A 24,904-nucleotide genomic window follows, 5' to 3' on the forward strand; every position below is an offset into this window, starting at 1 on the left:
GGACAGGGAGGCGCGGGTGAGCACGACCGGACGGGAAGTCCTCCGCCGTTCGATCACCGGGCAACGACGATCGGTGGGCCTCGCGGCACTGCTGACCGCGTGCCACCAGGGCGGCGAAGCGCTGGTGCCGGTGGTGATCGGCGTGGTGATCGACCAGGCCGTCGCGGGCGGCTCGGCAGGCACGCTGCTCCTCTGGCTCGCGGTGCTCGGCGTGCTCTTCGCCGTGCTGTCGACCAGCTACCGGCTCGGCGCCCGCTTCGGCGAGCGCGCCGCCGAACGCGCCGCCCACCAACTGCGGCTCGACGTCGGGCGCCGGGTCCTGCACCCCGGCGGCGGCGCGGAGTCCCTCGCGGGCGAGCTCGTCAGCATCGGGACGTCGGACGCGAAGCGGGTCGGCCAGGTCAACGGCGTCCTGCCGTTCGGCGTCGCCGGGCTGGCCGGGCTGCTGGTCAGCGCCGTCGTGCTGCTCACCATGAGCGTCCCGCTCGGCCTGCTGGTGCTGCTCGGCACGCCGCCGATGCTGTACCTCGCGCACCTGATCGGCAAACCCCTCGAACGCCGCAGCGAAGCCGAGCAGGAACGCTCCGCCTTCGCGTCCGGCATCGCCACCGACCTCGTCGCCGGGCTGCGCGTGCTGAAGGGCGTCGGTGCCGAACGCGCCGCCGTCGATCGCTACCGCCGCACCAGCCAGGACTCGCTGAAGGCGACGCTGCGGGCGGCGCGCGCCCAGGCCTGGCACAACGGCGCGCTGCTCGCGCTGACCGGGATCTTCATCGCCGTCGTCGCGCTCGTCGGCGGGAACCTGGCGGCCGCGGGCGAGATCAGCGTCGGCGACCTCGTCGCCGCGGTCGGGCTCGCGCAGTACCTGATCACGCCGTTCTCGATCTTCTCGTGGGTCAACGGCGAACTCGCCCAGGGCCGCGCGTCGGCCGGGCGCATCGCCGACGTCCTCAACGCCCCGCCCGCCGTCGACGCCGGGGACGCGACGCTGCCGACGCCGGCCGTGGGGCACGTCCGGCTGTCCGCGCTGGGCCGCGGCGCGCTGCGGGACGTCGACCTCGAAGCCCGCCCGGGCGAACTGCTCGGCGTGGTCGCCACGGACCCGGCCGTCGCGACCGACCTCCTCGACTGCCTCGGCCGCGCCGCCGACCCCGCGACCGGCACCGTGACCGTCGATGCGGTCGATCTGTCCACTGTGGACCCCAGCCGGGTCCGCGAGGTGGTGCTGGTGGCCGCGCACGACGCGGACCTGTTCGCCGGCACCGTCGCCGAGAACTGCGGCGCCGGCCCGCTGGCCGCACCGGCGATGACCGCGGCGGCCGTCGACGAGGTGGCCGAGGCGCTGCCCGACGGCGTCGCGACCGCCGTCAGCGAACGCGGGCGGTCGCTCTCGGGCGGTCAGCGGCAGCGGGTCGCGCTCGCCCGCGCCCTCGCGGTGGACGCGCCGGTGCTCGTGCTGCACGACCCGACGACCGCCGTCGACACCGTCACCGAGGCCCGGATCGCCGCGGGCCTGGCCGAACTGCGGCGCGGCCGCACCACCATCCTCGTGACCACCAGCCCGGCGCTGCTCGCCGCGACCGACCGCGTCGTCCTCCTCGACGACGGGCGGATCGCGGGCGAGGGCAGCCACGCCGACCTGGCCGGTCGCGCCGACTACCGGGCGGCGGTGCTGTCGTGACCCGCGAACTCCTCCCCGTGGCCGACGGCCGCCGGATCCGTGCCGTCCTCGGCGAGCTCGCCGGCCGGTTTAAGGGCCGCGCCACCGCCGCGTTCACGATGCTCGTCGCCGCTACGGCGATCGGGCTGCTCACCGCTCCCCTGCTCGGCCGGGTCGTCGACCTGGTCGCGACGCGCCGGCCGGCAGCCGACCTCGTCACGCCCGTGGCCGGCCTGGTGCTCGTCGCGCTCGCCCAGGCGGTCGCGACGGCCATCGGCGTGTCGCTGGTGGCGCGGCTGGGCGAGACGATCCTCGCCGAGCTGCGCGAACGCTTCGTCGAGCGGGCCCTCGGCCTGCCGCTCGACCAGCTGGAGCGCGCCGGGTCCGGCGACCTGACCACGCGCGTGACGAACGACGTCTCGGTCGTCGCCGAAGCCGTCCGGCAGGCGCTGCCCGAGCTGGGCCGCTCGGTGCTGACGGTGGTGCTCACCCTGGGCGCGCTGGCGGTGCTGGACTGGCGGTTCCTGCTGGCCGCGCTGGTCGCCGTGCCGATCCAGCTGTGGACCGTCCGCTGGTACGTGCCCCGCGCGAAGCCGCTGTACGCGAGCCAGCGCGAGGCCGTCGGCGCGCAACAACAGCAGCTGCTGGACACCATCGGCGGCGCGAAGACCGTCCGCGCGTTCCGGCTGGCGGACGCGCACCTGGACCGGGTGCGCGACCGGTCGAACACCGCCGTCGACCTCGCCCTGCGCGGCATCCGGCTGGTGACGCGGTTCTACGCGCGGCTCAACCTGGCGGAGTTCGTCGGGCTGTCGGCCGTGCTGGCCATGGGGTTCCTGCTGGTCGGGGCGGGCGCGGTGACGGTCGGCGTCGCGACGGCCGCGGCGCTGTACTTCCACAGCCTGTTCGGCCCGATCACGACGGCGCTGGCCCTGGTGGACGACGCGCAGGCGGCCGCGGCCGGCCTCGCGCGGCTGATCGGCGTCGCGGACCTGCCCGCCGAGACCGCGCCCGCGAAGCCGGCCCGGCCGGTGGACGCGTCGGTGAAGACGGCGGCGGCCGGCTATTCCTATGTGGACGGTCACCCGGTGCTGCGCGACATCGACCTCGGTGTCGCGCCCGGCGAGCGGGTGGCGCTGGTCGGGGCGAGCGGGGCGGGCAAGACGACACTGGCGAAGCTGATCGCCGGCATCCACGCGCCCGACACCGGATCCGTCACGCTCGGCGGCGTCCCGCTGGACGAGCTGGGACCGGAGGCCACCCGCCGCACGGTCGCGCTGATCAGCCAGGAGGTCCACGTCTTCGCCGGGCCGCTGGCCGACGACCTCCGGCTCGCGCGCCCGTCGGCGACCGACGCGGAACTGCGGGCGGCACTGGCGAAAGTGGGCGCGCTGTCCTGGGTGGACAGCCTGCCGGACGGCCTCGCCACGGTCGTCGGCGAAGGCGGCCACCAGCTGACGGTGACCCAGGCCCAGCAGCTCGCCCTGGTCCGGCTGGTGCTGGCCGACCCGCCGATCGTGATTCTCGACGAAGCCACGGCGGAAGCGGGCAGCGCGGGCTCGCGGGTCCTGGAGTCCGCGGCCGCCGCGGCCCTCGAGGGACGCACGGCGCTGGTGGTCGCGCACCGCCTGACGCAGGCGGCGGCGTCCGACCGGATCGTGGTCCTCGACGCGGGCGCGGTGGTGGAGTCCGGCACCCACGACGAGTTGGTCGCCGCAGGTGGTCAGTACGCGAAGCTGTGGGCGGCCTGGTCAGGCCAGCGCGCTTGACACGCGGGCCGATCGGACGGCTCACGGGCGGAGCTGCCGGCCACCCGGTCAAGCCGGCGCGCCGGACACCGCGTCCGTGAGCGCCGCCAGCACGGCCGCGACCGCGGGCGGGTCGGGCGGATCGCCGTAGGTGGCGGCGTGGATCCGGCGGCGGAAGCCGGTGTCGGTCGCGTGCACGCCGGGCCGGCGGTGGGCTTCCAGCGCCAGCCCGGGCAGGATGGCGACGCCCGCCCCCGCGGCGACCAGCGACTGCACGACGACCATGTCGTCGCTGAAGGAAGTGACGCGCGGGCTGAAGCCGGCCCGCGCGCACACCGCGCCCAGTTCCTCCCGGCACCCCGGGCACCCACCGATCCAGCCGGATTCCCGGTGGTTTTCGAGGCGGTCGCCGGCCTCCCGGCTGATGAGGTGGATCGGGTCTTCGCCGAGGTGACGCAGGCGGAATCCCTCCTCGACGGGGGCTTCGGCGTGGCTGAAGACGACGGCGACGTCGATCTCACCGTGGCGCAGCATGCGCAGCGCTTCGACGGGGTGCTCGTCGACGAGGCCCAGCTGCAGTCCCGGGTGCGCCTCGGCCAGCACGGCGGCGGCTTTCGGGACGATCGTGGCCAACGTGGACGCGTTGGCGGCCAGCCGGACCACGCCCGCCTGCAGGCCGACCTGCGCCGCCAGCTCGGTGGCCGCCGCGTCGACCCGGCCCACGATCTCCGCCGCGCGGTGGGCCAGCAGCCGGCCTTCCGGCGTCAACCGGATGCCGCGGCCGATCCGCTGGACGAGCTGCGCGCCGGTCGCCGCCTCCAGCCGGGACAGGTGGTGGCTCACCGACGGCTGCGAATAGTGCAGCTCACGCGCCGCTTCGGTCACCGATCCGTGCCGCGCCACCGCGGCGAGCACCTTGAGGTGGACCAGGTTCAGCATTCATCAACGTTATCAATGCGTTCGCGGCCGTTTTGGCATTGGACGTCATGCGCCGAACGCCGCAAGCTGGGGCCCATGACGAAGGTGACCTGCGACCTCACGATCTCGCTCGACGGCTACGCCGCCGGCATCAACCAGACCGAGCAGCGCCCGTTCGGCGAAGACGGCGGCGACGGCTGGGGCGACAAGCTGCACGCCTGGTACGGCGAAGGCGCCGAGCAGCACCCCGGCGAGTTCGCCCGGATGATGACCGCGAAGGCGTTCATCATGGGCCGCAACATGTTCGGCCCGGTGCGCGGCGACTGGGACCGGCAGTGGACGGGCTGGTGGGGCGACAACCCGCCGTACCACGGCCCGGTCTTCGTCCTCACCCATCACGAACGCGAGCCCCAGCCGATGGACGGCGGCACCACGTTCCACTTCGTCACCGAGGGGATCGAGGCCGCGTTCGAACGCGCTCGCGAAGCGGCCGGAGACGGGGACATCTCCATCCACGGCGGCGCGCAGACCGTCAACCAGTACCTCGCCGCCGGGCTGATCGACGAGATCCGGCTGCACGTGGTCCCGCTGATGCTCGGCGCCGGTTCACGGTTGTTCGACGGCGTCCCGCCGCTGGACCTCGAGCAGGTCGAGGCGCGGGCGGCGAAGTCCGTCGTGCACCTGATCTACCGCGTACGGCACTGAGAACGCCGGGAACCCGATGGGGCCCCGGCGTTCTCGGCAAAGGAACTCAGTCGTCCATGGCGTCGGCCAGGGACTTGGGCCGCATGTCCGTCCAGTTCGCTTCCACGTGGTCCAGGCACTCCTGGCGGGACGCCGGGCCGAACGCGACCGTCCAGCCGGCCGGGACGTCGACGAACTCCGGCCAGAGGCTGTGCTGGTTCTCGGCGTTCACCAGCACGAGGTACGTGCCGTCGGGGTCTTCGAACGGGTTGGTCATGCGGGCCTCCTCAGGCGGTGATGTCCGTGCGGGCGCCCGTGACGACCTCGGTCAGCTTCCGGATGACCGGGGCCGCGAGCACCGGGTTGAACCGGGGTTCGGTCGACCAGTCGGCGAGCTGGTTCGCCTTGACCGCGGGCAGCTGCGCCCACGTCGGGATGGCGGCCAGCTGCTGGCGCGACAGCGCGTACGTGCGGCTGTCGGTCAGGATCAGGTCGGCCGGGTACTTGCCGGCCTGCTCCCAGCTGAGCGTCTCGAAGTAGTCGTCCGAGCCGGCGCCGTTGATGATGTCCAGGCCGAGGTCGCGGTAGTAGGCCAGGTCCGCGAAGAACTCCGGCTTGCAGACGTACAGGTTGTCCTTATCGCTGGACACGACCAGGACCTTGAGGCCCGGCTTGGCCTTGATGGCCGCCTTGAGGTCGTCGGACGCCTTCCGGAAGTCGTCCTTGCCCTTCTTGATGACGTCGGAGTTCGCGTCGCCGCCGAGCGCGACCGCGAGCTGTTCGTAGCGCTCGATCACCTTCGGCAGCGTGACCTTGTACTCCGAGAGCGCGACGATCGGCGCGACCTGCTGCACCTTGGGGCCGAGGTCGTCCTTGAGCACCCACAGGTCGGTCGGCTTGGCGCCAGTGAGGCCGGTGATCACCAGGTCGGGCTTGGTGGCGGCGAACTTCTCCATGCTGAAGTCGTCCCAGGCGTTGCCGATCGACGTCACGGCGTTCAGGTCGATGTTGCCGGCCTGGATCTCCTTGCCGCCGTCGGCCGTCTTCTGCGGGCCGAACACGCCGACCGGGCGGACGCCGTAGTCCCACAGCGCGGCCGCGGAGCTGACGTAGGCCACGACGCGCGCCGGACGCTGGTCGCGGGAGGTCTTCTGCCCGCGGTCGTCGGTGAACTCCCACGGGCCCGAGGACGCCGGGGCGGCCTTGTCGTCGCTGCTGCCGCAAGCCGTGAGGGCGGCGGCCGCGGCGAGCCCGCCGGTGCCGATCAGGAATCCACGCCGGCTGAGGCCAGCACCTTGAAACACGGACATGAGAACCTCTCGCCAGCTTTTAGGATAGGCACACCTTATTTAGGGGAGCCTGCCGAAAGCAACTGTGTCAGCGCCCACCTCGGCCGGACAGCTGCGCTTCCGCCCCGGGCACCGGCTCGGCCGGGTCGTGTCCCAAGTGGACCTGGCGGTTGTCGGCGTCCACGTGCACCACGCGCGGCCGGTGGCCGGCGCGCTCGGCCTCGTCGACCTGGGCGTAGGTGATGATGATGACGAGGTCGCCGGGGTGCACCAGGTGCGCGGCCGCGCCGTTGACGCCGATGACCCCGGTACCCGGGTCGCCGGTGATGGCGTAGGTCTCCAGCCGGGCGCCGTTGGTGATGTCGACGACCTGGACCTTCTCACCTTCGACGATGTCCGCGGCGGCCATCAGGTCGGCGTCGATCGTCAGCGAACCCACGTAGTGCAGGTCGGCCTGGGTGACGGTGGCCCGGTGGATCTTGGCGTTCATCAGGGTGCGGTGCACTGCTACCTCGCGTCTCGGGTCAGGAAAGCGGCCAGCCCGGCCGCCGTGGGGGTGCGGAAGAACTCGGCGATCGGGAGCTCGGTCCCGAGCCGCTCGGTGATCCGGTTGCGCAGGACCACCAGCAGCATCGAATGGCCGCCGAGGGCGAACAGGTCGTCGTCGGCACCGACCGCGCCGACGTCCAGGACCTCCGCGAAGATCTCGCAGAGGGTCTTCTCCAGGGGTGTTTCCGGGGCCCGGCCCCGGGTTTCGAACCCGGGCACCGGCAGCGCGGCCTTGTCGAGCTTCCCGTTGGGCGTCACCGGGAACGCGTCGAGCGGGACGATCGCCGCCGGCACCATGTATCCGGGCAGCGACCGGGCCACGAACTCCCGCAGCCGCGCGGGATCCGCCGTCGCCGGGGTCGTGTAGGCGACCAGCCGCTTGTCCCGGTCCTCGCGGACGACCACGAGCGCCTGCTCGACGTCGTCGTGCCGGGTCAGGGCCGTTTCGATCTCGCCCGGCTCGATCCGGAAGCCGCGGACCTTGACCTGGTCGTCGGTGCGGCCGAGGTACTCGAGCTGCCCGTCCGGCCGCCACCGCACCAGGTCCCCGGTGCGGTACATCCGCTCCCCCGGCGGCCCGAACGGGTCGGCCGCGAACCGGTCGGCGGTCAGTGCCGGCCGGCCGTGGTAGCCGCGGGCCAGCCCGGCGCCGGCCAGGTACAGCTCGCCGGGCACGCCGGCCGGGACCGGCGTGAGGCCGCCGTCGAGGACGTACGCGCGGGCGTTGTGCACCGGGCGGCCGACCACAGGGCGGTCGGAATCGGAGAAGCGGCCGACGAGAGCGTCCACTGTGGCCTCGGTCGGGCCGTAGAGGTTGTACGCCTCGGTACCCGGCATCGACCGCAGCTGCTCCCAGAGCGTCTGCGACACGGCTTCGCCGCCGACGCCGACGACCCCGAGGGCGCACTTCCCGTCTTCCACGACGCCGGCCGCGGCCAGCTGCGCGAAGTGCGACGGCGTCAGCTCGAGGAAGTCGAGCCCGCGCTCGCGCACCACCGCGGCGAGCCGGGCGGGGTCGCGGCGCGTGTCGTCGTCGACGACGTGCACCTCGTGCCCGTCGAGCAGCCACAGCTGCGGTTGCCAGGAGGCGTCGAAGAAGAACGCCCACGCGTGCCCGACCCGCAGCCGCCGCCCGCCGGCCGCGGCGACCGCCGGGCGGTAGAGCGTCTCGCGGTGGCTGTGGAACAGGTTGACCAGCCCGGAGTGCGGGATGACGACACCCTTGGGCTTGCCCGTCGAGCCGGAGGTGTAGAGCACGTACGCCGGGTTCGCGGGCGACGGCGGGGTGAGGACGACGGAACTGTCCACTGTGTTCTCAGGCAGGTCCTCGACGAACAGCGCCCCCGGAACCGGCGCGGCCACCGCGCGGCTGGTCAGGACCAGGGCGGCACCGGCGTCGTCCAGGATCGACGCGATCCGCTCGGCCGGCTGGTCCGGATCCACCGGCAGGTACGCGGCCCCGGTCTTGAACACACCGAAGATCGCCTCGACGACGGCCGCGGACCGCGGCAGCACCAAGGCGACGATCCGCTCGGGACCGGCCCCGTGCGAGGCCAGCCACCGGGCCAGCCGCTCGGTCTTCGCCGCGAACTCGGCGAACGTCACGCTGCCGGCAGCGTCACTCAACGCGGTCGCGCCGGGCGTCGCCGCGACCTGGGCGGCCAGCCGGTCGACCACGGTGGGCGCCGACGTCGTCAGCGGCGCGCCCGCGCCCCAGTCGCGCAGGATCCGGTGCCGCTCGGCCGGTTCGAGGACGTCGATCCGGCTCAGCGGCCGGTCCGGGTCCGCGACGACGGCCGTCATCAGCCGCACCAGGCGCTCGGTGAGGGTACGGGCGGTCGGTTCGTCGAACAGGTCGAGGCTGAACTCGAGGTCGCCCTCGATGCCGCCGGGCGTTTCCACGAGGTCGAACGACAGGTCGAACTTCGCCTGCCGCAGCCCGGTGTCCCGGTACTCCGCGTCGAGGCCGAGCAGCCGTTCCGGCTCCGAGCCCGCGTGGTAGACGGCGAGCATGACCTGGAACAGCGGGTGCCGCGCCAGGGACCGGGCCGGGTTGAGCAGCTCGACGAGGTGCTCGAACGGCAGGTCCTGGTGCGCGTACGCGGCCAGGTCGGCCTCCCGGACGCGGTCCAGGAGTTCGCGGAACGTCGGGTCGCCGCCGGTGTCGGTGCGCAGGACCAGCGTGTTGACGAAGAACCCGGCGAGGTCATCGGCCGCGTGGTCCGTCCGGCCGGCCACGGGGGTGCCGAGCGGGATGTCGGTGCCCGCGCCGAGCCGGGTGAGCAGGGCCGCGAGAGCCGCTTGCAGCACCATGAACGTGCTGGTGTCGCTGCCGTGCGCCAGCTCGCGAAGTCCACTGTGGACCTCGGCGGGCACGGTGAACGGCACGGCGGCGCCCCGGTTCGTCGAGCGCGCCGGGCGGGGCCGGTCGACGGGGAGCGCCAGCTCGTCCGGGATCCCGGCGAGGGTGTCCCGCCAGAACGCGGCCTGCCGGCCGAGGATGCTGTCCGGGTTGTCGGCCCGGCCGAACATCTTTCGCTGCCAGAGCGTGTAGTCGGCGTACTGCACCGGCAATGGCGTCCACTGTGGACTTTCACCGCGCAGCCGGGCGGCGTACGCCGTGTCGAGGTCCCGCTTCAGCGGCGGCAACGACCAGCCGTCGCCCGCGATGTGGTGCACCAGCAGCACGAACACGTGCCGCTCGGGGCCGGCCGACACGAGCGTCGCGCGGATCGGGATTTCGGCGTCCAGGGTGAAGCAGTACGACGCCGCCGCCGTGACGCTCTCGTCGAGGTCGGTCGCCGTCTCGGTGACCAGCACCGGCCGGGCGCGGGCGTCGCCCGGGTCCAGGACGACCTGCCGGGGGGTGCCGTGGTCCTCGGCGAGGATCGTGCGCAGGATCTCGTGCCGGGCGACGACGTCGGCGAGCGCCACCCGCAGCGCCTCGGCGTCGACCGGTCCGGTCAGTTCCCACGCCCACGGGATGTTGTAGGTCGCGCTCAGCCCGTCGAGGCGGTCGAGGAACCACAGCCGCTGCTGGGCGAACGACAGCGGCAGCACCTCGGGCCGCTCGACCGGCACCAGCGCCGGACGGCTTTCCCGGCCCGGGTCGAGGAGTTCCGCGAGCCGGGCCGGCGTCGGCGCGTCGAACACCGCCCGGATCGGCACCTCGACGCCGAGCAGCGCGCGGATCCGGCTGACCAGCCGCGTCGCCAGCAGCGAATGGCCGCCGAGGGTGAAGAACCCGTCGTCCGGGCCGACCCGCGACACGCCGAGGACGTCGGCGAAGAGGTCGCACAGCGCCTGCTCGGCCGGTGTCCGCGCGACGCGGCCCGAGGTCCGGATCTCCGGGTCGGGCAGCGCGGCGCGGTCGAGCTTGCCGTTGGCGTTCACCGGCAGCTCCGGCAGCACGACGATCGCCGAGGGCACCAGGTGGTCCGGCAGCCGCGCGGCCAACGATGCCCGCAACGCGACCGGGTCGCCCGACGGCGCGACATAGGCGATCAAGCGGTCGTCGCGGGCGATCACCGCCGCGCGGGCCACCGAGGCGGTCAGCGCCGCCTCGACCTCCCCCGGCTCGACGCGGAAGCCACGGATCTTGATCTGCTGGTCCGCGCGGCCGAGGAACTCCAGGGCGCCGTCGGCGCGGCGGCGGGCCAGGTCGCCGGTGCGGTACATCCGCTCCCCCGGTTCGAACGGCGACGCGACGAACCGTTCCGCCGTCAGCGCCGGGCGGCCGAGGTAGCCCCGCGCGAGCCCGGCGCCGGCCAGGTACAGCTCGCCGCGGACGCCCGGCGGGACCGGCCGCAGCGCGGCGTCGAGGACGTACGCGCGGGTGTTCGCGACCGGCCGTCCGATCGCCACCGGCCCGCAGACCTGGGCCAGGCTGTCGCCCGCGGCTTCGGAACAGCCGTAGAGGTTGACCAGCTTCGCCGTCGGCCACCGCTTCGCGACCTTCTCGGCCAGTGCGCCGGAAAGCGGCTCGCCGCTGGTGATCCACGTGGTCACGGTGTCGAACGCGCCGGCCGCGCCGTCCTCGGCGAAGCTGTCGAGGAGGCTCGGGACGACGGTCAGCACCTGCGCGCCGGACGTCCGGACCAGTTCGGCGAGCGCGTGCGGGTCGGTGGCCGTCGGGTCGTCGGCCAGGACCACCGGATCGCCCGCGACGAGCCCGCCGAGCAGCTCGGTCGAGCCGTCGATGAACGTCAGCGCGCTCTTGGCCACGCGCACGCCTCCGGCGAGGTCCCGGCCCCAGTACAGGCGGTTGGCCAGCGCACGCTGGGTCCCGGCGACGGCCTTCGGACGTCCCGTGGAGCCGGACGTGAAGATCACGTACGCGGGGTTGTCCGGGCTGATCGACGGCCACGCCGCTGCCGGCCCGGTGTCCCCGGGGCGGACCAGCCGGTCCCCGAAACCGTCCTCGGCGATGACCAGGTGCGGCTCTGCATCGGTGAGCATCAGCTCGACGCGCTCGGCCGGGTGGTTCCGATCCAGGGGCAGGTAGGCGGCGCCGGTCTTGAGCACCGCCAGGAGCGCGACCACCAGGTCGGGCGACCGCGGCAGCGCCACGGCCACGACTCGTTCGGGTCCCGCGCCGCGGGCGAGCAGGGCCCGGGCGAGCGCCGTGGCCCGCGTGTCGAGGTCAGCGTAGGTCAGCCGCTCGGAGCCGAACACCAGCGCCGTGGCTTCCGGGGTGCGGGCCACCTGGATGGCGAACAGCTCCGCGGTCGTCTCCGCCGGCAGGGGCGTCGCGGGGGCGGCCTGCTCGTGCTCGGCGGCGGTGAGCAGGTCGACCGCGCCGATCCGGGCGTCCGGATCGGCGACGACGGCCTGGAGCAGCATCCGGAGCCGGTCGAGGATCGCCTCGACGCTGCCGCGGTCGAAGACGTCGCTGTTGTACTCGGCGGTGCCGCGGATGCCGGTCCGGGTGCCCGGCCGCTCGCCGACGAAGAACGTCAGGTCGGCGCGCGCGGTGCCGGTGCGGACCGGTTCCTCCGCGACGGTCAGGCCGGGCAGCCCGAGGTCGGCGACGGCGTTGTTCTGCCACGCCAGCATCGTCTGGAACAGCGGGTGGTAGGACAGGGAACGCGCCGGGTTGAGCACTTCGACCAGGCGCTCGAACGGGACGTCCTGGTGGGCGTAGGCGTCGAGGCTGCGGTCCCGGACGCGGGCGACGAGGTCGCGGAACGTCGGGTCGCCGCCGGTGTCCACCCGCAGCACGAGGGTGTTGACGAAGAACCCGACGAGGTCGTCGAGGGCCTGGTCGGTCCGGCCGGCGATGGACGTGCCGAGCGGGATGTCGGTGCCCGCACCGAGCCGGGTGAGCACCGCGGTGAGCCCGGCGTGCACGACCATGAACACGCTGGCGCCGCAGGCCCGGGCCAGTTCGACGAGTCCACTGTGGAGGTCGGCGTCCCAGCCGAAGGCGAACTGCTCACCGCGGTAGGACGCTTCGGCCGGGTGCGGCCGGTCGAGCGGCAGCTCGATCCGTTCCGGCAGGCCGGCGAGGGTTTCACGCCAGTAGGCCAGCTGCGGCTCGATGACGGGCTCGCCGAGGACGTCCCGCTGCCACAGCGTGTAGTCCGCGTACTGCACCGGCAACGGCGTCCACTCGGGAGTTTCGCCGGCTTGCCGCGCGGTGTAGGCCGTCGCGAGGTCGCGCCACAGGGGCGCGGTCGACCAGCCGTCCGAGGCGATGTGGTGGAACACCAGCACCAGGACGTGCTCCTCGGCACCGAGGCGCAGCAGCTCGGCCCGCAGCGGGATCTCGGACTCCAACGCGAACACCGTGTGCGCCACCTCGGACACCGCGTCGGCGAGCGTCGCCTCCGTGACCGTGCGGGTGGGCAACGGGATCGTGACGTCGTCGAGCACCAGTTGCCGGGCTTCGCCGTCGATTTCCGGGAAGACCGTGCGCAGGGCCTCGTGGCGGCCGACCACATCGGACAGGGCGAGCGCCAACGCGGCGACGTCGAGGTCGCCGGTCAGCCGGACCGCCGTCGGCATGTTGTACGTCGCCGACGCGCCTTCCAGCCGGTGCAGGAACCACAGCCGCTGCTGGGCGAACGACAGCGGCAGCACGTCCGGCCGCGGTTCGACGCGTTCCAGCGCGGGCCGGGCCACGGAGGCGTCCGAAGTGGACAGCAAGGCCGCGAGCCCGGCGACCGTCGGCGTCTCGAAGACCGACCGCACCTGCAGCTCGACGCCGAACACCGCGCGCAGCCGCGCGACCAGCCGCGTCGCCATGAGCGAATGCCCACCCAGGGCGAAGAAGTCGTCGTCGACGCCGACCGACGCGGTGTCGAGGACTTCGGCGAACAGCCCGCAGAGGACCTCTTCGACCGGGGTCCGCGGCGCGCGGCCGGCGGTGCCGGCTTGCTGGTCCGGACTCGGCAGGGCGCGCCGGTCGAGCTTGCCCGAGGCGAGCAGCGGCAGCCGGTCCAGCACGACGAACACCGAGGGCACCATGTACTGCGGCAGCCGGTCGCGGACGTGGGCGCGCAGGGCCGAGACGAGGGCGCTGGTGTCCCGCCGGCCGGCCGGGTGGTTGCCCAGCGTTTCCAGCGCGGCCCGGACCGGCTTGCCCCGGTGGATCCGCGTCGGCTCGCCGGTGGTGAACACCACTTCCAGGAAGCCTGGCCGCGCCGGCGCCGCGTAGCAGCCGTAGCCGAGGCCCTGCAGCTCCTCGAGGTCCACTCCGGACGGCTCAGCGTCCAAAGCGGACACTGCGGCGTCGGCGTCGCCCTCGGCGAGCGCGGCGACGGCGGCCAGCTCACCGGACAGCCGCGCGTCCGGCACCCCGGTGACCCGAAGCCGGGCCGGGCGTTCGGCCAGCAGCCGCTTCAGCTCGTCGAGCGACGCGAACGGAACGACGGTTTCCTCGACCGCGGCCGGCTTCGGCGCCTTCCGCAGGACGACGTCGTAGCGGTGCCGGGTCAGCTCGTTGTGCGCGTGACCGCGTTTCACCCGGAGGTCCACGTCGTCGAAGCCGGCCAGCTCACGGGCCAGCGTCGCGAAGAAGTCCGGGTCCAGCAGCAGCTCGCCCTCGCGGGCGATCGCCTGGTCGACCGCGGCCGCGGTCCGGCGGCCGTGGCGCAGCTCGGTCGCGGTCCGGAACGCGCGCAGCGAGCGCAGGTTCCGGATGTCGCCGAGGAAGATCACGCCGCCCGGGGCGACCCGCGCGGCGGCCGTGCGGATCACCTCGGCGAGGTAGCCGACGCTCGGGAAGTACTGCGCGACCGAGTTGACGATCACCGTGTCGAACGGTTCGGCCGGCAGCTCGCCGAGGTCGTGCGCCGGGCGGGCCGCCAGGTGGACCTTGCCCGCGAACGACGTCGCCGCGAGTTCGCGCCGCAGGTTGACGATCGCCTTCTCCGACAGGTCGACGCCCCAGTACTCCTCGGCGTCCGGCGCGATCCGGGACAGGATGAGCCCCGAGCCGACCCCGATCTCGAGCACCCGCTTCGGCCGCAGCGACCGGATCCGGTCGATGGTCGCCGCGTGCCACTCGCGCATCTCGTCGAGGGGGATCTCGGAGCCGTCGTAGCTGGAGTTCCAGCCGGTGAAGTTCTCCTCCAGGCCGCCGGAGGCGGCTTCGGTGAACACGTTCTCGTGCAGCTCACGCCATTCGCCGACGTGGTCCAGTTCCGCTTCTTCGTCGCGGCCGGCAACCGGGACGGCGTAGGCGATGAGCCGCCCGTCCTGGGCGATCACCACGGACTGGCCGACGGCCGGGTGCTCGGCGATGACGGTCTCGATCTCGCCGGGCTCGATGCGGTAGCCGCGGATCTTGACCTGGTCGTCGGCGCGGCCCAGGAACACCAGCCGTCCGTCGGGCAGCCACTTCACCAGGTCGCCGGTGCGGTAGAGCCGGCCGCCGTCGCCGAACGGGTCCGCGACGAACCGTTCCGAGGTCAGCGCGGCGCGCCCGAGGTATCCGCGGGCCAGGCCGGACCCGGCCAGGTACAGCTCCCCGACCACACCGGGCGGGACCGGCCGCAGCCCGGCGTCGAGCACGTACGCCCGGGTGCCGGGGTCGGGGATGCCGATCGGGACGACCGTCGCGTCCGCCAGCTCGACCGGATCGCTTTCGCCGAGCGTCGAGTTGGTCGTCGCTTCGGTCGGCCCGTAGGCGTTGAACATCCGCCGCCCGGGCGCCCACCTCTTGACGAGTTCCGGCGACACGCGCTCGGTGCCGGCCAGCAGGACACTGTCGCGCGGCAGGTCGCAGTCCGCGGGCATCGCGTCGAGCAGCGCGGGCGGCAGGATCATGAAGTCGACCGCGTGCTGGTGCGCGTACTCGGTCAGCGCGGGCCCGGCAACCCGCCGCTCGGCCGGGACGACGACCAGCCTGCCGCCGGAGAGCAGGCCGAGGCAGAGGTCCCAGAAGGCGACGTCGAAGCTCGGCGACGCGAACTGCAGCACCCGGCTGTGCGAGCCGATCCCGAACCGCTCGACCTGGGTCGCGACCAGCTTGGCGACACCGGAATGTTGGAGGACGACGCCCTTGGGCCGGCCGGACGAGCCGGACGTGTAGATCACGTAGGCCGCGTTTTCCGGCTTGACCACGACGTCCGGGTCCACTGTGGACATCGTGGCGAGCGCCGGGTCGTCCAGCAGCACGCGGGGAACGTCCGCGGGCAGCTTGACGTCGATCTCCCGCGTCGTCACGACGCAGACCGGGCGCGCGTCGTCGACCATGTAGGCGATCCGATCGCCCGGGTAGTCGACGTCGACCGGCAGGTAGGCGGCGCCGGCCTTGAGCACCGCCAGCTCGGCGATGATCATTTCGAGGGACCGGGGCACGGCCAGCGCGACCACGCGCTCGGGCCCGGCGCCGCGCTCGAGGAGCAGGTGCGCGAGCCGGTTCGCGCGGGCGTTCACCTCGGCGTAGGTCAGCTCGACGTCCTCGAAGACCAGCGCCACGGCGTCCGGCGCTTCGGCCACGCGGCGGGCGAACAGGCCCGGGAACGTCTCGGTGCCGGCGGGGTCGAGCGAACCGGCCCACTCCGTCAGGATCCGGTCGCGCTCGTCCCCGGCGAGGAGGTCGAGGGCGCCGACCGGGCGGTCCGGCTCGGCGAGCGCCTTGCGCAGCAGCACTTCGAGCCGGCGCAGGATCGCGTTCGCGCCGGCGTGGTCGAAGACGTCGGCGTTGAACTCCAGCACGCCGGCGATCCCGGCCTCGCGTTCGGTGAGCGAGATCGACAGGTCGAACTTCGACGTCCCGGTGGTCACCGGGATCTCGGTGACCGTCAGGCCGGGCAGGGTGACTTCGGCGCGCGCGTTGTTCTGGCCGGCGATCATCACCTGGAACAGCGGGTGGTAGGACAGCGACCGCGCCGGGTTGAGCACCTCGACCAGGCGCTCGAACGGGACGTCCTGGTGGGCGTAGGCGTCGAGGTTGCGTTCGCGGACGCGGGCGACGAGGTCCCGGAACGTCGGGTCGCCGCCGGTGTCCACCCGCAGCACCAGGGTGTTGACGAAGAACCCGACGAGGTCGTCCAGCGCGGAGTCGGTGCGGCCGGCGATGGGTGAGCCGATCGGGACGTCGGTGCCCGCGCCGAGCCGGGTCAGCAGGGCGGCGAGCGCCGCGTGCACGACCATGAACACGCTCGCGCCGGATTCGCGGGCCAGCTCGGCCAGCCGCGCGTGGAGGTCGGCGTCCCACGCGAAGGTGTGCAGCTCGCCGCGAAAGGTGGCGGTGGCCGGGTGCGGCCGGTCGAGCGGCAGCTCGATGCGGTCGGGCAGGCCGTCGAGGGTGTCGCGCCAGTAGTCCAGCTGCGTGCTGAGCACGCTGTCCGGGTCGTCCTCGCTGCCGAGCAGATCTTGCTGCCACAGCGTGTAGTCCGCGTACTGGACCGGCAGTGGCGTCCACTGTGGAGTCTCACCGGCGCGACGGGCCGCGTAGGCCGTCGCGATGTCCCGCCACAGCGGGGCCATCGACCAGCCGTCGGAGGCGATGTGGTGGAACACCAGGGCCAGGACGTGCTCGCGCTCGCTCAGCCGCAGCAGCTCCACGCGCATCGGCGCTTCGCGCTCGAGGTCGAAGGAGCCGCGGACGAGCCCGGTCAGTTCGGCGTCGAGGTCGGTGACCGGCCGCACGGGCAGGTCGACCTCGGCGGCCGGGAGGACGTCCTGGTACGGCACGCCGTCGTGCTGCGGGAAGCGGGTCCGCAGGGCCTCGTGTCGGGCGACCACATCGGACAGTGCGATCCGCAGTGCCTCGACGTCGACCTCGCCTTCGAGCCGCATGATCAGCGGGACGTTGTAGGTGGCCGACGGGCCTTCGAGGTGGTGCAGGAACCACAGCCGCTGCTGCGCGCCGGACAGCGGCACCAGCGCCGGCCGCTCCACCGGGACGAGCGGCGGCCGCGCGACGCCGGTTGCGGTGCCGACCAGTGCGGCCAGGCCGGCCGCGGTCGGCGTCTCGAAGACCGAACGGACTTCCAGCTCGGTGTTCAGCGTCGTGCGGATGCGGGCGATCAGCCGGGTGGCCAGCAGCGAATGGCCGCCCAGGGCGAAGAAGCTGTCGTCCGGGCCCACTCGCGGCAGGCCGAGGACGTCCGCGAACAGCTCGCACAGCCGGCGTTCGACCGGGCTGCGCGGCTCGCGGTCCGAGGTCGGGGCGACCGGGTCGGGCGAGGGCAGGGCCCGGCGGTCGAGCTTGCCGTTGGCGGTCACCGGGAGTGCGTCGAGGACGACGATCGCCGAGGGCACCATGTGCTCGGGCAGCCGGTCGGTTGCGAGGGCGCGCAGGTCCGCGGTGAGCGTGCTGATCCGGCGGAACCGGCCGGGGTTGCCGGTGTAGGACAGCAGCGGGCCGGTGCCGGGCCGGAAGGCGCCGGCCGGGTCCCCGGTCGTGAAGAGGACGTCGACCGAGCCGTCGCTGGCGGCCGACCAGGTGACGACCGTGCGGTAGCCGTGCGCGTCACCGAAGGCGTACCAGTCTTCGGGGTTCACCCCGCCCGGTGCGGTACGGCCGTTCGGAACCCGTTCGATCCGGCACGGCCCGGTGACCTCGTCCACAGTGGACAGCTCCGTGCCCCACACGAAGGCGGGCACCTCGGGTGCCGTGGCCGAACCGGGACGCAGGACCACGTCGTAGCGGTACTGGGTCAGCTCGTTGACCGCCCGGCCGCGCTTGACCCGGATGTCCGCGGTGACCTCGGGGAGCCCGGCGAAGAACTCGGGTGCGACGAGAAGTTCCTTTTCCCGCAGGAGGTTCTGCTCGACGTCGCCCCCGCGCGCTTCGGCCACCGCCGTGTGGAAGGCGCGCACCTGACGGAGGTCGCGGACGTCGCCGACGAACAGCGACCCACCCGGCGTGAGCAGCTCGAGGGCCCCGCGCAGCACCTCCAGCAAGTACGTCCCGCTCGGGAAGTACTGGACGACGGAGTTGAGCACGATGGTGTCGAAGAACCCGGACGGCAGGCCGGACAGGTCCGCGGCGTCGCCGGTGCGCAGTTCGACGCGATCGGCGAGCACGGGGTCCGCCTCGACCCGGCGGCCCAGCGACGCGATGACCTCGGCGGAGAAGTCCGTGCCCCAGTAGGTTTCGCAGTGCGGGGCCAGCTCGGTGAGCAGCAGACCGGTCCCGACGCCGATCTCCAGCACGCGGCGCGGGTTCAGGTCGCGGATGCGCGTGACGATGGCGTCCCGCCACTCCCGCATTTCGTCGCGCGGGATCGGCTCGCCGGTGTAGCTGGAGTTCCAGCCCTCGAACTCGTCGGCGGCGCCTGCGTACATCGAGTCGTACAGTTCGCGCCATTCGCCGACCTGCTCGGCCTCGTCCGATGGCGACAGTTCGGCGGGCACGACGTACCCGACCAGGCGGACGTCGCCGGGCCGGTCCTCCCGGGCCACGACCACGGCGTGCGCGACGTCGTCGTGCGCGGCGAGCGTGGCCGCGATCTCCCCGGGCTCGACGCGGAACCCGCGGATCTTGATCTGTTCGTCCCCCCGGCCCAGGAACTCGAGGACACCGTCGGGGCGGAACCGGGCCAGGTCACCGGTCCGGTACATCCGGGAGCCCGACGCGCCGAACGGGTCGGCGACGAACCGTTCCGCGCTGAGCCCCGGGCGCCCGAGGTAACCGCGGGCCAGCTGGACCCCGGCGAGGTACAGCTCCCCGGCGGTGCCCGGCGGCACCGGCCGCAGGGCGGCGTCGAGGACATAGGTGCGCGTGTTCCACACCGGACGTCCGATCGGGACGGACGTGTCCTCGGTGGACGTGCGCCAGGACGTGACGTCGACCGAGGCTTCGGTCGGGCCGTAGAGGTTGTGCAGCTCGGCGTCGAGGACCTGACCGAACTGGACAACCGCGTCGGCAGGCAGGGCTTCGCCGCTGCACAGGACCCGGCGCAGGCTCGTGCACTCCCCCGCCGCCGGCTCCTGCAGGAACACCTGGAGCATCGACGGGACGAAGTGGACGGTCGTGACGCCGCGGTCGCGGATCAGCCGGGCCAGGTACGCCGGGTCCTTGTGGCCGTCGGGCCGGGCGATGACCTCGGTGGCGCCGGTGATCAGCGGCCAGAGGAACTCCCAAACGGAGACGTCGAAGCTCGACGGCGTCTTCTGCAGGACGCGGTCGTCGCCGGTCAGGCCGTATTCGTCCTGCATCCACAGCAGCCGGTTGACGATGCCCGCGTGCGGCACCACAACGCCCTTGGGGCGGCCGGTCGAGCCCGAGGTGTAGATGACGTAGGCCGGATTCTCCGGCCGGAGTACGACGTCGAGGGGCGCGTCCGAGACTCCGTCGAGCCGCGGCAGGTCATCGGCGGTCGCGAGGACCAGCGCCGGTTGCGCGTCTTGGAGCATGAACGCGATGCGGTCGGCCGGGTAGCCCGGGTCGAGCGGCAGGTAGGCCGCGCCCGTCTTGAGCACCGCGAGGATCGCCGTGACCAGGTGCGTCGAGCGCGACAGGGCCAGCGCGACGACGCGCTCGGGCCCCGCGCCCCGATCGGCGAGGACGCGCGCGAGGCGGTTCGAGACGGCGTCCAGCTCGGCGTAGGTCAGCTCGTCGTCCTCGAAGACGAGCGCGGTGGCGTCCGGGGTCCGCGCGACCTGAGCGGCGAACAGCTCGGGCACGGTGACCGCGGGGACGTCTTCGAGCGCGCCGGACCAGGTCCTTTCGAGACCTCCGCGCTCGGCCGGGGTGAGGACGTCCAGCGCGCCCAGGCGGCGGTCCGGGGCGGCGACGACCTGGCGCAGCAGGACTTCGAGGCGGTCGAGCAGACCGGCGACGGTGGGGTGGTCGAAGACCTCGGCGTTGAACTCGGCCTGCCCGTGGAGGCCGTCGGCTCGCTCGGTGAAGGAGAACCAGAGGTCGAACTTGGCCGTGCCGGTGCCGACGGGCCGCTCGGTGACGGTCAGCCCGGGCAGCTCGACGCCGGCGCCGGGGGTGTTCTGCCAGGCGAGCATGGTCTGGAACAGCGGGTGGTGCGCGAGCGAACGCGCCGGGTTCAGGGCTTCGACCAGGCGCTCGAAGGGGACGTCCTGGTGGGCGTACGCGTCGAGGCCGCGGTCGCGGACGCGCGCCACGAGGTCGCGGAACGACGGATCGCCGGCGGTGTCCACCCGCAGCACCAGGGTGTTGACGAAGAACCCGACGAGGTCGTCGAGCGCGGGGTCGGTCCGGCCGGCGATCGGCGTGCCGATCGGGATGTCGGTCCCGCCGCCGAGCCGCGACAGCAGCGCGGTCAGGCCGGCGTGCACGACCATGAACGGGCTCGCGCCGCACGCGCGGGCTAGCTCGGTCAGCCCGGACTGAAGATCGGCGTCCCACGTGAAGGTGAAGAACTCGCCGCGGTAGGCGGACACCGCCGGGTGCGGCCGGTCGAGCGGGAGCGGGATGCGCTCGGGCAGGCCGTCGAGGGTCCGGCGCCAGTAGTCCAGCTGCGCGGGCTCTTCGGCTTCGAGGAGTTCCCGTTGCCAGAGCGTGTAGTCCGCGTACTGCACGGGCAGCGGCGTCCACTGTGGATTCTCACCGCGGAGCCGGGCGCGGTAGGCCGTGGCGATGTCCCGCCAGAGCGGGGTCAACGACCAGCCGTCGGCGGCGATGTGGTGCACCACGAGGACGAGCACGTGCCGTCGCTCGTCGACGGTCAGCAGGGCGGCCCGCACCGGGACGCCGGCGCCGAGGTCGAACACGCCGCGGACGAGCGTGTTCACCTCCGCGTCCACTTCGGACTCCGGCACTTCGCGGACGGTCAGGTCCACCACGGCGTCGGCCAGGATCTCCTGGTACGGCGCACCGTCGGCGGTCGGGAAGACCGTCCGCAGGGCCTCGTGCCGGTCGAGGACATCGTGCAGCGCCGCCCGCAGCGCCTCGACGTCCAGTTCGCCGGCCAGCCGCATGACGAGCGGGACGTTGTAGGTCGCCGAGCCGCCTTCCAGGCCGTGCAGGAACCAGAGCCGCTGCTGCGCGAACGACAGCGGCAGCCGCTCGGGCCGGTCGGCGACGCGGGTGAGCGGGCGCCGCTCGGTGCCGGTCACCGCGCCGGCGAGGAGCTCGGCGAGCGCGGCCGGGGTCGGCGCGTCGAACACCGCCCGCACCGGCACCTCGGCGCCGACGGCCGCGCGGATGCGCTGGATCAGCCGGGTCGCGAGCAGCGAATGCCCGCCGAGGGCGAAGAAGTCGTCGTCCGGACCCGCCTGCGGTACACCGAGGACGTCGGCGAACATCTCGCACAGCAGCTGTTCGACGGGGTTGCGCGGGGCACGGCCCGGCCCGGCGGCGAACCGCTCGGGGCTGGGCAGGGCCTTGCGGTCGAGCTTGCCCGACGCCAGCACCGGCAGCTTGTCGAGCACGACGAACGCCGACGGCACCATGTACAGCGGCAGCCGGTCCCGCACGTGCGCGCGCAGCGACGCGACCAGGGCGCCGGTGTCCCGCCGCGCCGCCGGGTTGTTCGCATACGACGCCGGCGGGCCCGATTGCCGCCCGGGACGGTAGGTCTGGCCGTCCTCCCCCCTCGAGAAGACGGCCTCCAGCACACCGCCCTCGGCGGCCCAGGTCACCGCGACCCGGTAGCCGGCGGTGCCGCCGAGCCGGTGCAGGTCCTCCGGGTCGACACCGTCGCGCCGCTCGAGCGCCTCGCGAGCGGCGGCCGGATCGCCGGTGTCGAGGGCACGTGCGGCCGCCAGCTCGCCGGACAGCCGCGCGTCCGGGATGCCGGTGACCCGCAGCCGGTCCGGCGCCTCGGCGGCCAGGAACCGTTCCACCGCACCGAGATCGCCGAACGCGACGACCTGCTCGTCGACCGGCTCCGGCTTCGGCGCCTTCCGCAGGACGACGTCGTAGCGGTGCCGGGTCAGCTCGTTGTGCGCCCGGCCGCGCTTCACCCAGAGGTCGACTTCGCCGAAGCCGTCGAGGCCGCGGGCGAGGGCCGGGAAGAAGTCCGGATCGAGCACCAGCTCGCCCTCGCGCGCGATCGCCTGGTCGACTCCCGCCACGTCGGCGCGGCCGTGCCGCAGCTCGACGGCGGTGCGGAACGCCCGCAGCGACCGGAGGTTGCGGATGTCGCCGAGGAAGATCGTGCCGCCCGGCGCCAGCAGGCCGGCCGCGGTCCGGACGACCTCGGTGAGGTAGTCGGCGCTCGGGAAGTACTGCGCGACCGAGTTGATGATCACCGTGTCGAACGGCTCGGCCGGCAGCTCGCCCAGGTCGTGCGCCGGGCGGGCGGCGAGGTGCACCCGGCCGGCGAACGGCGTCGCGGCGACCTCCCGCCGGACGTTCTCGATCGCGCTCTCGGAAAGGTCTACACCCCAATAGGTTTCGGCGTCCGGGGCGATCCGCGAGAGGATGAGCCCGCTGCCGACGCCGATCTCCAGGACCCGCTTCGGCGCGAGGGACCGGATGCGGTCGATCGTCGCCGCGTGCCACTCCCGCATCTCTTCGAGGGGGATGTCGGAGCCGTCGTAGCTGGAGTTCCAGCCCGCGAAGTTCTCTTCGATGCCGGTGGAGCCGGCGAGCATCTCTTCGTGGACGGCGTGCCATTCCTCGACGTGCCCCTGCTCGGCCGCCTGGTCGCGGTCGGGCAGCGGCACGGCGTAGGCGACGAGCCGGCCGTCCTGGGCGACGACGACCGACTGGCCGACGCGCGGGTGCTCGGCGAGCACCGACTCGATCTCGCCCAGCTCGATGCGGTAGCCGCGGATCTTGACCTGGTCGTCGGCCCGGCCGAGGAACACCAGCCGGCCGTCCGGCAGCCACTTCACGAGGTCGCCGGTGCGGTAGAGCCGGTCGCCCGAACCGAACGGGTCCGCCACGAACCGTTCCGACGTCAGACCGGGGCGGCCGAGGTACCCGCGGGCCAGGCCGGAGCCGGCGAGGTACAGCTCGCCGGCGACGCCGACCGGGACCGGCGCGAGCGAGGCGTCGAGGACGTACGCGCGGGTGCCCGGGTCCGGGACGCCGATCGGCACGGCCGAGCCGGGCGCGATGTCCGGGTCGCAGAGCCCGAGCGTCGAGTTGGTCGTGGCTTCGGTCGGGCCGTAGGCGTTGAACATCCGGCGGCCCGGCGCCCACCTCCGGACGAGTTCCGGCGACACGCGCTCGGTTCCGGCCAGCAAAACGCTGTCGCGCGGCAGGTCGCAGTCGTCGGGGAACTCGGCGAGCAGCGCGGGCGGCAGGATCATGAAGTCGACGCCGTGGGCGTGGGCGTACTCGGCGAGTTCGGGGCCGGGCACGCGCCGCTCGGCGGGCACGACCACGAGGCGCCCGCCCGAAAGCAAGCCGAGGCACAGGTCCCAGAACGCGACGTCGAAGCTGGGCGACGCGAACTGCAGGACCCGGCTGTGCGGGCCGATGCCGAACCGCTGCGACTGCGTCGCGACGAGCTTCGCGACCCCGGCGTGGGACACGACGACGCCCTTGGGCCGTCCGGTGGAGCCGGAGGTGTAGATGACGTAGGCCGCGTTCGCCGGGACGATCGCTGCTCGTGGCTCGGTGTCCGGCGCCGACGCGAGGTCCAGGTCGTCGAGGAGGACCGGGCTCTCGAAGTGCTCCGCCAGGTCAGCTGTGGTCAGCACGCACACCGGACGGGCGTCGGCGACCATGAACGCGAGGCGCTCGGCCGGGTAGTCCGGGTCCAGCGGGAGGTACGCGGCGCCGGCCTTGAGCACGGCCAGCTCGGCCACGATCATCTGGACCGAGCGCGGCACGGCCAGTGCGACGACCCGTTCCGGCCCGGCCCCGCGAGCGATGAGGACGTGGGCGAGCCGGTTCGCGCGCGCGTCCAGTTCGGCGTAGGTCAGTTCCTCGTCCTCGAAGACGAGCGCCACGGCGTCCGGCGCCTCCCGGACGCGAGCGGCGAACAGGTCCGGAAGCGTCGACAACGGCGTGTCGAGGTCGGTGTCGTTCCACTCTTCCAGCAGCTGCCGAAGTTCCGCTGCGCTCATCAGGTCCAGCCGCTCGACCGGCCACTGTGGACGCTGCCGCGCGTCGGACAGGAGGTTCCCCAGGTGCCCGAGCATGCGGTCCACTGTGGACTCGTCGAGCGCGTCGGCGCGGTAGTCGGCGACGAGTTCGCCGTCGTCGATACGGAGGTTCAGGTCGAGCGGGAGGTCCGTCACGGCGCCGAAGCCGACGCTGACGAGCACTGATCCCCCGCGACCGGGCTCCGGCTTCAGCTCGGCGACCAGCTCGTCCAGAGGGACTTCGTGCGCCAGTGCTTCTTCGCGCGCGTCACGCACGCGCGTGACGACGTCGGCGAAACCGGGCGAGCCGCCGAGGTCGATCCGCAGCGGGGTCAGCGAGCCGATGCCGAGGACGACGTCGGCGGTGCCCGCGTACCGGGACAGGAGGACGACGAACGCCGAGAGGAGGGTCAGCTCGTCGGCGTCCGGCCGGGGCCGGGCCAGCCGGGCGCGGACGGGCTCCGCGGCGTACGGGCGGTCGACCGGCAGCGCGAGCTCCTTCGGCGCCGAAGCAAGGCGGTCACGCCAGAATTCCAGCTCCGCCACCTGCTGCACAGCGTCACCGTTGCTCACCGGTAGACCAGCCTCCCGCTGCTCAAGACGCCCCGAGTGGGGCGCCAACTTAGGGCAACCTAACA

The 24,904-nt window shown here is 73.3% G+C and carries 8 protein-coding genes; 3 read left to right on the forward strand and 5 right to left on the reverse strand.

The annotated features are described in order from the left end of the window. Nucleotides 1-16: 16 nt before the first annotated feature. Nucleotides 17-1,681, forward strand: coding sequence for an ABC transporter ATP-binding protein (locus tag ACERZO_RS15515; RefSeq protein WP_372665330.1), 1,665 nt, complete (start codon nt 17-19; stop codon nt 1,679-1,681). Then, nucleotides 1,678-3,429 (forward strand): ABC transporter ATP-binding protein, encoded by a 1,752-nt coding sequence (locus ACERZO_RS15520; RefSeq protein ID WP_372665331.1) that lies wholly within the window; start codon nt 1,678-1,680, stop codon nt 3,427-3,429. The genes ACERZO_RS15515 and ACERZO_RS15520 overlap by 4 nt, the downstream gene beginning before the upstream one ends. 48 nt (nt 3,430-3,477) lie before the next feature. Here the strand turns inward: ACERZO_RS15520 and ACERZO_RS15525 are convergent, their stop codons facing one another. Continuing rightward, on the reverse strand, nt 3,478-4,347 hold the full coding sequence (locus tag ACERZO_RS15525) for a LysR family transcriptional regulator (RefSeq protein ID WP_372665332.1): 870 nt from the start codon (nt 4,345-4,347) through the stop codon (nt 3,478-3,480). Nucleotides 4,348-4,422: 75 nt separating this feature from the next. Between ACERZO_RS15525 and ACERZO_RS15530 the strand changes: the two genes are divergently transcribed. Next, the gene (locus ACERZO_RS15530; protein ID WP_372665333.1) at nt 4,423-5,031 is read left to right on the forward strand and encodes a dihydrofolate reductase family protein; all 609 of its coding nucleotides are present in this window, start codon (nt 4,423-4,425) and stop codon (nt 5,029-5,031) included. Between the two features lie 46 nt (nt 5,032-5,077). Here the strand turns inward: ACERZO_RS15530 and ACERZO_RS15535 are convergent, their stop codons facing one another. From ACERZO_RS15535 to ACERZO_RS15550, 4 genes are all read right to left on the reverse strand, one after another. Next, entirely contained in the window at nt 5,078-5,287 is a 210-nt protein-coding gene (locus ACERZO_RS15535; RefSeq protein ID WP_372665334.1) for an MbtH family protein, read from the reverse strand. Nucleotides 5,288-5,297: 10 nt separating this feature from the next. Next, the gene (locus ACERZO_RS15540) at nt 5,298-6,320 is read right to left on the reverse strand and encodes an ABC transporter substrate-binding protein (RefSeq protein ID WP_372665335.1); all 1,023 of its coding nucleotides are present in this window, start codon (nt 6,318-6,320) and stop codon (nt 5,298-5,300) included. Nucleotides 6,321-6,387: 67 nt separating this feature from the next. Beyond that, a complete protein-coding gene (gene panD, locus ACERZO_RS15545) occupies nt 6,388-6,804 on the reverse strand; it encodes an aspartate 1-decarboxylase (RefSeq protein WP_372665336.1) in 417 nt (138 codons plus the stop codon). A 2-nt stretch (nt 6,805-6,806) separates the two neighbouring features. Beyond that, on the reverse strand, nt 6,807-24,839 hold the full coding sequence (locus tag ACERZO_RS15550; RefSeq protein WP_372665337.1) for a non-ribosomal peptide synthetase: 18,033 nt from the start codon (nt 24,837-24,839) through the stop codon (nt 6,807-6,809). Nucleotides 24,840-24,904 lie beyond the last annotated feature (65 nt).

It is taken from the genome of Amycolatopsis kentuckyensis, from assembly GCF_041679295.1.
Taxonomy (GTDB): domain Bacteria; phylum Actinomycetota; class Actinomycetes; order Mycobacteriales; family Pseudonocardiaceae; genus Amycolatopsis; species Amycolatopsis kentuckyensis_A.

Bases quoted from the DNA above. Each gene is read 5' to 3' on its own strand.
- ACERZO_RS15525 (WP_372665332.1), bottom strand. From the start codon at position 4,347: ATGCTGAACCTGGTCCACCTCAAGGTGCTCGCCGCGGTGGCGCGGCAC.
- ACERZO_RS15530 (WP_372665333.1), top strand. From the start codon at position 4,423: ATGACGAAGGTGACCTGCGACCTCACGATCTCGCTCGACGGCTACGCC.
- ACERZO_RS15535 (WP_372665334.1), bottom strand. From the start codon at position 5,287: ATGACCAACCCGTTCGAAGACCCCGACGGCACGTACCTCGTGCTGGTG.
- ACERZO_RS15540 (WP_372665335.1), bottom strand. From the start codon at position 6,320: ATGTCCGTGTTTCAAGGTGCTGGCCTCAGCCGGCGTGGATTCCTGATC.